9 protein-coding genes are annotated in these 11,283 nt (G+C 65.5%); 6 read left to right on the top strand and 3 right to left on the bottom strand.

The window, feature by feature from the left end:
* Window positions 1–66: 66 nt before the first annotated feature.
* Complete coding sequence (locus AC3WQZ_RS34605) at window positions 67–570, top strand: TPM domain-containing protein (RefSeq protein ID WP_439668619.1); 504 nt, start codon at window positions 67–69, stop codon at window positions 568–570.
* Window positions 571–579: 9 nt separating this feature from the next.
* On the opposite strand, the gene AC3WQZ_RS34600 is transcribed toward AC3WQZ_RS34605, so the two are convergent.
* Window positions 580–1,869: an MFS transporter gene (locus tag AC3WQZ_RS34600; RefSeq protein WP_492294945.1), complete on the bottom strand. Its 1,290-nt coding sequence runs from the start codon at window positions 1,867–1,869 to the stop codon at window positions 580–582.
* 81 nt (window positions 1,870–1,950) lie between these two features.
* Between AC3WQZ_RS34600 and AC3WQZ_RS34595 the strand changes: the two genes are divergently transcribed.
* The 4 genes from AC3WQZ_RS34595 (at window position 1,951) to AC3WQZ_RS34580 (ending at window position 6,742) form a co-directional block, all read left to right on the top strand.
* On the top strand, window positions 1,951–2,925 hold the full coding sequence (locus tag AC3WQZ_RS34595; protein ID WP_010813023.1) for a LysR substrate-binding domain-containing protein: 975 nt from the start codon (window positions 1,951–1,953) through the stop codon (window positions 2,923–2,925).
* Between the two features lie 1,293 nt (window positions 2,926–4,218).
* Entirely contained in the window at window positions 4,219–5,595 is a 1,377-nt protein-coding gene (locus tag AC3WQZ_RS34590) for a sigma-54 dependent transcriptional regulator (protein WP_010813024.1), read from the top strand.
* Window positions 5,596–5,621: 26 nt separating this feature from the next.
* Window positions 5,622–6,356, top strand: coding sequence for a class I SAM-dependent methyltransferase (locus AC3WQZ_RS34585; RefSeq protein ID WP_010813025.1), 735 nt, complete (start codon window positions 5,622–5,624; stop codon window positions 6,354–6,356).
* Complete coding sequence (locus AC3WQZ_RS34580) at window positions 6,353–6,742, top strand: GtrA family protein (RefSeq protein ID WP_010813026.1); 390 nt, start codon at window positions 6,353–6,355, stop codon at window positions 6,740–6,742. The genes AC3WQZ_RS34585 and AC3WQZ_RS34580 overlap by 4 nt, the downstream gene beginning before the upstream one ends.
* A 30-nt stretch (window positions 6,743–6,772) precedes the next feature.
* On the opposite strand, the gene AC3WQZ_RS34575 is transcribed toward AC3WQZ_RS34580, so the two are convergent.
* Together AC3WQZ_RS34575 and AC3WQZ_RS34570 are read right to left on the bottom strand one after the other, a co-directional pair.
* Window positions 6,773–7,795: a glycosyltransferase family 2 protein gene (locus AC3WQZ_RS34575; RefSeq protein ID WP_011614665.1), complete on the bottom strand. Its 1,023-nt coding sequence runs from the start codon at window positions 7,793–7,795 to the stop codon at window positions 6,773–6,775.
* Window positions 7,796–7,861: 66 nt separating this feature from the next.
* Window positions 7,862–9,109: a glycosyltransferase family 87 protein gene (locus tag AC3WQZ_RS34570; RefSeq protein WP_052181605.1), complete on the bottom strand. Its 1,248-nt coding sequence runs from the start codon at window positions 9,107–9,109 to the stop codon at window positions 7,862–7,864.
* 681 nt (window positions 9,110–9,790) lie between these two features.
* On the opposite strand from AC3WQZ_RS34570, the gene AC3WQZ_RS34565 reads away from it, so the two are divergent.
* Entirely contained in the window at window positions 9,791–11,260 is a 1,470-nt protein-coding gene (locus AC3WQZ_RS34565; RefSeq protein ID WP_492302074.1) for a hypothetical protein, read from the top strand.
* Window positions 11,261–11,283: the final 23 nt, after the last annotated feature.

Genomic DNA, 11,283 nt, shown 5'->3' with positions numbered 1-11,283 from the left:
GGGCGGCGGCGGCTTCGACGGCGGCGGCGCCTCGGGCAACTGGTGACAGCACAAGGAACGAAGACAATGCCGAATCTCCGACGTGCCCTGCACCATATCGCCACCACGGCCAGCGCAGCCCGCAAGCACTTTCCAGCCGAAGCCCAGCAGCAGCTGCATGCAGCCGTGCATGCCGGCGAAGCCAGCCACCGCGGCGAGATCCGCGTGGTGATCGAAGCCAGCCTGCCGGTGGGCGATGCCTGGTCCGGCGTCACGCCGCGCGAGCGCGCCCGCTTCCTGTTTGGCGCGCTCGAGGTCTGGAACACCGCGGACCATACCGGCGTGCTGCTCTATATCAACCTGGCCGACCATGCGGTCGAGCTGCTCGCCGACCGCGGCATCGACGCCAGCGTGGGGCCCGCCACCTGGCGCGAGCTGTGCGACGAACTGGTGCTGGGACTCAGGCAGGACCTGTCGGTACGGCCGGTGCTGGCCACGGTGGCGCGCATCCATGCACTGCTGGCCACGCACTTCCCCTCCGACGGCGGGCACAACCCGAACGAGCTGGACGACCGTCCGGTCTTTCTCTAGCCGACCGGCTCAGCGGGCGGCAGCCGCCTCGCGGCGGGCGCGCCGCCCGCCCATCGCGTACCACACCGCCGCCAGCGCCTGCAGCGCCACCAGCACGGCCCACGCCGTCAGGTGCGCCTCCTTCGGGTAATGGCCACCAATAGCGGGCCACAGGTCCAGTACGAAGCCGATACCCACCTGGCAGGCAAAGGTCGACAGGAACACGGTCAGCGTCAGCGCCGTGGTAGCCCTTCCGATCAGCGCATCCGGGAAGCTGCGCGCCAGCACCGCATAGGTCAGGATGCCGCTGGAGCCGAACACGCCATAAGCCACCCACAGCAGCACCGGCGGCAGCGGGACCTGCGCCATCAGCAGCAGCTGGACCATGATAAAGGCGGTCATGCCAGTGCCGGCAAAGGCATACAGGCTTACGCCGATACGCTCCAGGTGGCGCGCGGCCCAGCCCGCGCCGACGCAGCCGGCCATCATCGCGAAGCCGATCACCGAGACCAGTTGTGCGCTGCTGGCTGGATCGAAGCCGGGCACGTCGCGCAGGAACGCACCCACCCATAGCGTCTGCACCGCCATGAACACGCCCTGGTTGAGCAGTGTCAGCGGCACCACGCGCCAGAAACGTTCGCTGACCAGGATCTGGCGCGTGCCGCGCAGTTGTTCGCGCAGGCTTTCCTTGCCGGCGCGCGGCTTGTCCGGCACGCCGAACCACAGCAGCACCGCCATCGCCAGCGATATGCAGGTCAGCCCCATGCTGACCGTGCGCCAGTCAGTCAATGACAGCAGCCACGACAGCGGCGCGCCGACCAGCACCGCGCCCAGGCCGCCGATGGCCATCACCACACCGTTGAGCAAGGGCATGCGCGACAGCGGGAACCACATCGACAGCGCCTGGATGGTGGCGCCCAGGCACACCGACACGCCTACCCCGATCAGCAGCCGGCCGGCGGCCAGCCCGCCCATGCCGGGCGCCAGCGCGAACACCATCGAACCGGCCACCGCCACCAGCAGCATCACGGCCTCGGTGCGGCGCGGGCCGTAGCGGTCCAGCAGGATTCCCGCAGGCAACTGGGCGCAGGCGAAGCCGAGGAAGTAGAAGCTGGTGAGCAGGCCCAGGTCGCCGGCATTGAGCCCGAGCTCGCGCGTCAGGTTCGGCGCAAAGCCCAGGTTGACGCCGCGGAACAGATAGGACACCAGGAAGCCCAGCGAGAATACCGCCAGCACGCGCCAGCGGGCGCCGGCAGCAGCACCAGGGGCAAATCGCGCTTGCGAGGGCGCGGAAGACAAGTTTGAAGTCGTAGTCGTCATGATGGCCCGAATTGTCGTTCCTCCGGCAAACCAAAGCCAACGAAAGATACCCGCGGCAATTGTGAGTAGAATTTGACGGCCATGGCCAAATCCCCCGCCAAACCCGCCCAACGCCCCGTCCACCTGCCGCCGCTGCAAGCGCTGCGTGCGCTCGAGGCCGCCACGCGCCACCGCAGCTTCTCGCGCGCGGCCGAGGAACTGGCCCTGACGCACAGCGCCATCAGCCACCATATCCGCGCGCTCGAGACCAGCCTGGGCACCAAGCTGTTCCAGCGCACCGGCAGCCAGATGACCCCCACCAGCGTGGGCGCGCGGCTGGCGGAACAGGTGCGCGGCGCGCTCGACAGTATCGAAAGCGCGCTGCGCGAGGCCGGCAACAGCGCCGCGCCGCCGGTAACACGGCTGCAGGTCAGCGTGATGGCCGACCTGGCCAATGCCTGGCTGATCCGGCGCCTGCCCAGCCTGCACGCCCAGGTGCCGTCGCTGGACCTGCACCTGCGGCTGCATGCGGAGATCACGCCGCCCGACCCGTACAGCGTCGATGTCGGCATCTGGCACCAGCGCATCGACCTGCCCGGCTTTGAATGCCACAACCTGATCGAGGACCATGTGATCGCGGTGGCCAGCCCGGCGCTGCTGGCGCGCTACCCCGGCTTCACGCTGGCCGACGTGCCGCGCATGCCGATGCTGCGCTTTGCGTTGCGCCCGTGGCGCGACTGGCTCGAAGCCGCCGGCCTGCCAGGCGACGAGCCCGAACGCGGCCCGATCTTCCAGGATGCCGGCCTGATGCTGCAATCGGCCGTCGCCGGGCTCGGCGTAGCCACTGCGCGCGCCCAGCTGGCGCACGATTACCTGGCCAGCGGCGAACTGGTGCAGATCGGGCCCACCCGCATCCCGTCCAGCCTCCATTACTGGGTCACCTGGCGCGAAGGCAATCCGCGCGAGAAGGCCATCCAGCAGTTCCATGCCTGGCTGGAGGAACAGGTCCGGCAGGAAGCCGGCCACGTCCACCCTGGCGCCGACGGCAGCACGCCCGCCAAGCGGTTTCATGCATGAAATTGTTTGAGGCGCAGATGTTGGCAATACGAATCATTTTCGTCTAGACCAGTGAAATCAAGGGCTTGGCGGGTGCCGCAAGCCCTGCGATGGCCTGCCGTACGCGGTGCCGCGGCGTTGCCAGAGCGGTCCGAGTTTCACCAATGCAACCAGATCGCACACCGTGCCAGCGTCCGTGAAAAATCTACCCGCCCCATCCAAAGAGATGAGATACGGCCGGGCCCGCCCGGCGCCGCATCGTGCAAACGCTTGTCAACGCGTCGATTCCGTCCACCCAACCGCGCCCGCAACCGCGTGCGCGGCGCCAAAAGGCTGAAGACAACCGCGGCACGCCGGGGTGGCTACCGAGGTACAGAGTTCAAAACGTTGTAACGGAAATGAAACTACCTGGCAGCTTCATTCGCGTGCTGCATTCGAGCCCTGACGCCTGTCCGTTTGAAATTTTGCTCTCCCTCCTTCGGATGGGCATTGCCGGTGAAAAGTAGGCTTGTCGACACTCGCTTGCCACGCACTGTGATCCATGCGCCTAATTACCCGCTCGCCGAATGCTGCGCTGCAATATAGAAATCCCGCCAGATGTATCAGAAGCGGAACGTTATTGATCGCCAGCAATTGCCCAAGGCCAGCCGAAAATTTCCTTTTCCTTTTGTTATCAAAGGATTAGCCATATCTGGCACGTTCGTCGCACATATGTCCGCGCGAACAGAAGCCCGGAACAGGGGGACGTCTGAAACCGAAGCGGCAACACACTGGCACGCGTTCGCCGAAGATCAGTTTCAGGACGACCCCGCATCCCAGGGCGGGATTCGGACTGGCGCTGTAAGCGTGGGCCACGCGGCAGGAACTGGTCCGCATCGGCTGGCCAGGTGCAGGGGTCGTCGACAAGATTAGCGGAGGTCGTTCAGGAACACGGGCCGCAAGCGGACGAAAAGCGGCCCGTGGTACCTGGACTATGCGGCACGCCACGGCTGACCGGGGCGGCACGCAGACAACAAGCGGACGCATCGGCCGAGCCGGCGCATCCGGACAAGAAACGGGGTGAAGCAACAGCCTGCCATGCAGGCGATGCGAAGCGGCAGCCGCCGCGACCGATGCCAGGGAGGTGAGGTCGCGGCGGCGGCGAAAACGGGCCCACCGGCCCGCGCAACGCAGCGCCGCGGGCAGCAATTTTGGGAGAGCGCCAGGCCGTGGCATTGACATGTTGCGGCAGGCGCAAGCCTTAGAGCCAACGAAACCAGTGACCCGCAACAGCAGGCCACCGGCTTTGTAAAAGCAAAAGATCCGGGGAAATTTATGAGCGCGTACACCAACCGCCCGCTGCTGTACCTGTCGCAGCACCACGACGCCATGCTCTGCAGGATGCTCGCACAGCGTGGCTGGAAGATCAGCTTCGCCTCCAACCTGCAAGACCTCCACGCGCTACCCCCGGGCAACCAGCCGCTTGCGGCGATGCTCGACCTGCAAGGCGGCTTCAGCGATGCCGACCTGGAATCGTTCGAGCCCTGGCTCTCGCTGCCGCATATCGGCTGGATCGGCATCATCGCCGGCCAGGAGTCCCTGACCGAATCCGCGCGCCGGCTGCTGGGCCTGTACTTCGTCGACTATTACACCGCACCGGTCCAGCACCCTCGCCTGGCGGAATCGCTCGGCCACGCGCTCGGCATGGCGCAACTGCGCCCGGGCGCGCAGCATGCCCGCCCCGGCACCGCACGCCCGGACGGCATGATCGGCAGCTGCCCGGCCATGCAATCGCTCTTCCGCGGTATCGAGAAGGTGTCGCGCTGGGACACACCCGTGCTGATCTCCGGCGAGTCCGGCACCGGCAAGGAACTGGCCGCTCATGCCATCCACCGCGCTTCGGAGCGGGCCTCGCGCCCCTTCGTCGCGGTCAACTGCGCGGCGATCCCGCCCACGCTGCTGATGTCAGAGCTGTTCGGCTATGAGCGCGGCGCCTTCACCGGCGCGACCAAGCGCAAGCCCGGCCGCATCGAGATGGCACAGGGCGGCACCCTGTTCCTGGATGAAATCGGCGACATGCCGATCGAAAGCCAGACCAGCCTGCTGCGCTTCCTGGAAACCGGCCGCATCGAGCGGCTGGGCGGCACGGAATCGGTGGAGGTCGATGTGCGCATCATCTCCGCCACCCATGTCGACCTGGAAGCCGCGATCGCCGCCGAACGCTTCCGCGGCGACCTCTACCACCGGCTGTGCGTGCTGCGCGTGCGCCAGCCACCGCTGCGCGAACGCGGCAGCGACATCCTGCTGATCGCCGAACACGTGCTGGACAACGTGCGCAAGCAGTCGCCGGCACGCATCCGCGGCTTCTCGCCGATGGCGCTGCGCGCGATCCAGCAGCACAACTGGCCCGGCAACGTGCGCGAGCTGATCAACCGCATCCGCCACGCCGCCGCCATGTGCGAAGACGGCGTGATCCAGCCCGACGACCTGGAGCTGGCCACCCCCGCCGACGACCGCCCGCTCACGCTCGCGGCCATCCGCGAAGCGGCCGAGCAGACCGCGATCGTCGAGGCGCTGCAGCGGCATCATGAACGGCTGATTGACGTGGCGGCGGAGCTGGGGATTTCGCGGGTGACGCTGTTCAGGTTGATGCGGGATTACAAGCTGCAGGTGAAGAAGGGGGACCTGGGGTTGATCTGCGTGCAGGGCTAGCCGATCCATCGCGGAGGAAGCGACCGATGTCACCTGATGCCTACCTTGAAATGGCCGAGACCGAAGCCAGCCACTGGTGGTTCCGGGGGCGGCGCGAAATCGTCGGCACGATCCTTTCCAGCCTGGCGTTGCCGCGCGACGCGTCGATCCTGGAGATCGGCGCGGGCACCGGCGGAAACCTTGAGATGCTGTCACGGTTCGGCAACGTCAGCGCCGTGGAAATGGATGGCACCGCCCTGCGGCTGGCGCGGGAGAAGACCCTGGGAGCCTGCGACATCCGCAGTGGCAGGTGCCCCGACGACATGCCATTCCCCGAACACAGCTTCGACCTGGTCTGCCTGCTTGATTGCCTGGAACACATCGCCGACGATGCCGGGGCACTGGACTGCACCGCAAGGATGCTGAAAGCCGGCGGCGCTGCACTCATTACCGTGCCCGCCTATCAATGGCTATGGAGTTCCCACGACGTCTTCCTGCATCACCAGCGCCGCTATGGCAAGCGGTCGCTGCATGCACTCGCCACCCGGTGCGGCATGCGCGTGGAACGGATGTCCTATTTCAACACGCTGCTGTTCCCGCTTGCGGTGGCGGCCCGCATCAGCGACCGGCTGAGCGGCAGCCGGAAGGCAACGGGAGCGGGTCTCCCGCCCCAACCCGTCAACCAGGCATTGCACCGCCTGTTCAGCACGGAACGCCATTGGCTGGCACGCGGATCGCTGCCGTTCGGCATTTCCCTGATGGCTGTCGTGCGCGCATCGTGAGCGCCAGCATCACCACGCCCGAACTTCGCCGGGTCACGCGCTTCCTGGTATCGGGCGCCGCCTCGACGGGCGTGCATGTCGCCATCACCGCGACGCTGGTCACCACCCTGGCGACCTCACCGGTCGCGGCGAACTGCGTGGCCTTCGTGTGCGCGACCGCCTGCTCCTATCTTCTCAACACCTTGTGGAGCTTCTCGTCGCGGCTGCGCAACCGGACCCTGGGCCGCTTTGCCGGCGTATCGCTGCTTGGGCTGGGCCTGACCATGGGCATTTCCTGGACGGCGCAATATCTGGGGGCCAGCTATTGGGCTGGTTTGGCCGGCGTGGTCCTGACGGTGCCGGCCTTCAGCTACCTTGCGCACCGGGCCTGGACTTATCGGGACTAGGCATCGTCCCGCGGCCAGGCCGGGCACGCATCAGCGGCCACTGCTCACATGCCCGCGGTCGATCCGGATCACACGCCTTCCCGAGGCGATGAGCCTGTCCTGGCCGGTTTCCTGGTAACGGCGCCGCACCAGATAGATCGGCCGTCCCTTGGCTTCATCATAGATGCGGCCGACGTACTCGCCGACCACGCCCAACCCGATCAGCTGGATGCCTCCCAGGAACAGCAGTACCGAAAGCAGCGACGCATAGCCAGGGACATCAATACCGAGGATCAGGGTACGTGCCACGATGAAGGTGCCGTAGCAGAACGCGCCAAGCGCAATCAGGACTCCGATGTATGTCCAGCTGCGCAGCGGGATGGTGCTGAAGCTGGTAATGCCTTCAAGCGCGAGGTTCCACAGACGCCAGCCCGAAAACTTGGAACGCCCGGCGCTGCGCGACTCGCGCTCATAGGGCACGATCACGGTCCGGTAGCCCACCCAGGCAAACAGTCCCTTCATGAAGCGCCGCCGTTCCGGCATCTGCTTGAGCGCGTTGATCACGACCCGGTCCATCAGGCGGAAGTCCCCGACGTTCACGGGAAGCTTCTGCTCGGACAGCTTGTTATGGATGCGGTAGTAGGCGCCCGCGGTCACGCGCTTGAGCCAGGAGTCGCACACGCGGCTGCTGCGCTGGGCAAGCACCACCTCTGCCCCTTCCCGCCAGCGCATGACCAGCTCAGGGATCAGTGAGGGCGGGTCCTGCAAATCAGCGTCCATGGGAATCACCGCGTCGCCAAGGGCTTCGTCGAGTCCCGCAGTCAAGGCAGCTTCCTTGCCAAAATTCCGCGTCAGGTCCACGACTCGCACCCGTGCATCCCGGCGCGAATATGCAATGAGCTTGTCCAGCGTGTCGTCCGAGCTGCCGTCGTTTACCAGCACGATCTCGAAGCGGATCGCATCGATGGATTCGAGCACTGGAATGACGCTGGCGAAGAATTTGCTGATGCTTTCGGATTCGTTGTAGCAGGGCACAACGAGGGAAAGCAGTTTGACATCGTATGGACCCGACATGATCCCCTCCCGAGACGGGGTGGCTTGTGCACACACACCGTCGTGATTGCGCTGTCATGCGCCTTGTTATTTACCTGGTGCGAACCGCTCCCCGGCCCGCGCCCTGCGCAGGATTGCCATCAGCAGCAACAGCGTCACCAGCGGCCCGGCAGGTGGCAGATGACCCGCCTGATTCATGCTCAGGGCAAACGGCAGCAGCCATGCCACCACCAGCAGTTCCCGCTCCCCTTTCATCCAGCCGTGCTTCACACCCTCGACTGCCAGGCCTGCGATCGCCAGTCCCACCCAGGTCAGTTCGTAGTACCAGAGGTAGGGGCTTACCATCACGGTGGACGCGGCCAGCGTGGCAATACGCAGTGCCGTCGAACTCCGGCCGCGCCAGGCTCTGACCAGCACCCAGATCGCAAACACCGCGCCCAGCCCATGGGCCAGGTACGCGACCGTCACCGACGCCCCGGCCCGGCGCATCATGGCGAAGACGGTCGGACAATGGCGCCATCCAATCTCGCCCTGCTCAAGTACGATCTGCCTGAAGAGCGTGCCGCTTTCCAGGAACGCGGGTACGGTTTCCCATCCCCAAAGGGCAATGCTGCAGGCAGCGATCGCAGCCGCGGTTGCCGCAGCGGTAAAGAATGCCTTCCATGCGCGGTCCACCACCAATGCTACGGGGAGCAACGCCGCCAGTTGCGGCTTCACGCTCAGCAAGCCAATCAGCACGCCCGCCAGCACCGGCCGGGTTCTCAACTGGATCAGCGCCCATGCCGCCATGCCGGCCGTCAGTAACGAGTTCTGCCCGATCAAGGCGGCCTCATGGATTCCGGGAAAAGCCAGCACGGGCAGCCACACCACGTGGCGCGGCACACCGGGAAAAGCCAGGATCCTGAGTACCGCGGTGATGTACACGACTGCCGTGCTGCCGATGAAAAGCAGATAGCTCGCTGCAAACGGCAACAAGGACAGCGGCATCACGAACAGCAGGAAGGTCGGCGGGTAGACCCATGGCAGGAAAAACTTCCCCTCGCCCCGGACTGCACCGAACGCCGCTATGACGTGCCGCAGCGTCTCGTAGTCATAGACCTTGGCAGCCTGACCCTTCATGACCAGATACGACGCACTCCAGAAGGCCGAGAAATCCACGCCAGGGCGACCCAGCGAATCCGTGGTGAAGCCCCTCGTTTTGAATGCCCATGCCACGATCAAGGCACCATAGATGATCAGCACGGCAACGCTGTAGGCCCGGAGACGCTCCAGGTCCAGCCAATGCCGCGACATCACTGACCCCGGCGTTGCTGCCGGGCTATGGTCCAGGCTCATCGCTCCCCATCCCCCTGATATTCTGTGGCAGCGCCGGCCTGATTTCTTCTTGGCAATGCAGCGGCGATGCATCGATGTACTGGCTCCATTCTGGTCAGGCGCCCACCGATGTACAAGCAGAACCAAGGCCTGCGCGGGGGCGCTGAAATCCGGCTCGTGCGAGCGTTTCCAAACTGAATCGCGACCCGCTTCGACCGCAATCCCGTGTGCCATTCCGGTTCTCCCGACATTGACCGGGGGCGCAGCCAGTCCGCGGCGACAGCGCGCGTTTCCCCGCTGAAACGTTCGCGTTCGGGCGGCTTACTCCCGGCGACTCATCCCGCGCGGACGCACAGCGGCGCCATTGCGCGTCGGTCTCCGCCAAATGCACTGTGTGCCGCACGCTCCGACTCATACTTTTGGAGCAGGGATGGCCGCACGCGCGCGCTGCCTCGCATGCGGCCGCGAGCTTCAAAGAATTAAGCACGATTCGTCGTGGAAACGGGAGCACGGGCACGTTGTCGCCATCTCGGCAACGCGCGCACCCAGGCGGCGCCCTCTCCCCGGGAAAACAAGCGCACCTGCGGCGATGGCGCGGTTATTGCGACAGCCTGGCAACTGCGCCCCCGGCGGCGCCGGGCCAGCCGCGCGCCCTTCCCGCCTGATCCGGATGGGTAACCATTACAGCCACCGCGAGACGCCATGAAAATCATCACGACCTGGGTGGAGACGACCAGCAGGGAAAGCCTGCTCCAGCAGTTCGCCACGAAGCAATGGTTCTGGCTCGCCCTCTTCGGACTCAGCCTGTTCTCGATCCTCTCATTTATCGGTGGCCGCTTGCTGGTGGATGCCGACACCCTCTGGCACATCGCCGCCGGCAAATGGATCCTTGCCAACCACGCAGTGCCGGCGACCGATCCGTTCTCATTCTCTTTTCACGGCGCAAAATGGGTTCCGCATGAATGGCTGGCCGAAGTCATCCTTGGCGCATCCCATGCCTGGCTCGGCTGGGCCGGGCCGGTGCTGGTCACCGCGCTGGCGACTGCCGTCACGCTGACCGTACTGTTGCGGTTCCTGCTGCGCTATATCGAACCACTGCATGCGTTCGCCGTGACACTCCTGGCCTTCCTCACGCTGGCCCAGCATCTGCTCGCCCGCCCCCATGCGCTGGCCTGGCCGCTGATGGTGATCTGGGCCGCCCACCTTGTGCTGGCGCGTGAGCAAGGCAAGCGACCCAGCCTGTGGCTGCCGGTCGTCATGCTGGCCTGGGCCAACCTGCATGGCAGCTTCCTTCTCGGTATCGGGCTGGCCGGCGCGCTGGCCGTCGAGGCCTTCCTGACTGAAGGACATCCACGCCGGAGCGCGCGGGCATGGGCACCATTCCTGGCACTGACCGTCCTGGCGGCCCTGCTGACACCGAACGGCGTGGACGGCCTGCTCTTCCCCTTCCACGTTTCCGGCATGAGTTTTTCGCTCAGCATCATCAGCGAATGGAAGTCACCGGATTTCCGCTTGATCCAGCCAATCGAGCTGTGGCTTGGCTTTGTGCTGTTCGGCGCGCTCTACTTCGGGTTCCGCCTGCCTGCAACCCGGATCCTGATGTGCTTCGGGCTGGTTCACCTTGCCCTGGCCTTCGCGCGCTATGCCGAACTGCCGGGGTTGCTGGCCCCGCTGTTGCTGATGCCCAGCGTCGGCCCCCAGCTACGCGCAGCCATCCGTCCGGAAATCAAGCCACGCCTGTCACCACGGAGTATTCGAACCATTACCGCGTTGTGCATGGCCTTGTTCATGGGCAGCATCGCCTTCCTTGCCAAAGGCATCCAGCACGACCAGAGCCGGGTACTGCCCCGCGAGGCCGTCAACGCGGCCATGGCGGCAGGTGCCGCCGGGCCGGTCTTCAACAGCTACAACTTCGGCGGCTACCTCATATTCTCCGGCATTGCGCCGCTCATCGACGGCCGCGCCGACCTCTACGGCGACGATTTCGTGCGAAGGTATATGGCAGCCTATTCTGGCGATGCCAAGGTCCTGCACGCCCTGATCCAGAAATACAAGATCCGATGGGCCGTTCTGGAGCCCTCTAGTCCTGCATCAAAGCTGATCGATGGCCTACCGGGCTGGCGAAAAGTGCATGAGGATACCAATGCCGTCGCCTATATCCGCGGACAATAGGGCCGTCACCCGCCCGCCCGTGC

The organism is Cupriavidus sp. FW305-26 (genome assembly GCF_058787975.1).
Note: the sequence above shows the minus strand (reverse complement) of the source record. Positions and strands in the feature narration are given on the sequence as shown.

Coding starts and splice junctions, on each gene's coding strand:
- AC3WQZ_RS34585 (WP_010813025.1), top strand. CDS start 5,622: ATGTCACCTGATGCCTACCTTGAAATGGCCGAGACCGAAGCCAGCCAC.
- AC3WQZ_RS34600 (WP_492294945.1), bottom strand. CDS start 1,869: ATGACGACTACGACTTCAAACTTGTCTTCCGCGCCCTCGCAAGCGCGA.
- AC3WQZ_RS34565 (WP_492302074.1), top strand. CDS start 9,791: ATGAAAATCATCACGACCTGGGTGGAGACGACCAGCAGGGAAAGCCTG.
- AC3WQZ_RS34605 (WP_439668619.1), top strand. CDS start 67: ATGCCGAATCTCCGACGTGCCCTGCACCATATCGCCACCACGGCCAGC.
- AC3WQZ_RS34595 (WP_010813023.1), top strand. CDS start 1,951: ATGGCCAAATCCCCCGCCAAACCCGCCCAACGCCCCGTCCACCTGCCG.
- AC3WQZ_RS34570 (WP_052181605.1), bottom strand. CDS start 9,109: ATGAGCCTGGACCATAGCCCGGCAGCAACGCCGGGGTCAGTGATGTCG.
- AC3WQZ_RS34590 (WP_010813024.1), top strand. CDS start 4,219: ATGAGCGCGTACACCAACCGCCCGCTGCTGTACCTGTCGCAGCACCAC.
- AC3WQZ_RS34575 (WP_011614665.1), bottom strand. CDS start 7,795: ATGTCGGGTCCATACGATGTCAAACTGCTTTCCCTCGTTGTGCCCTGC.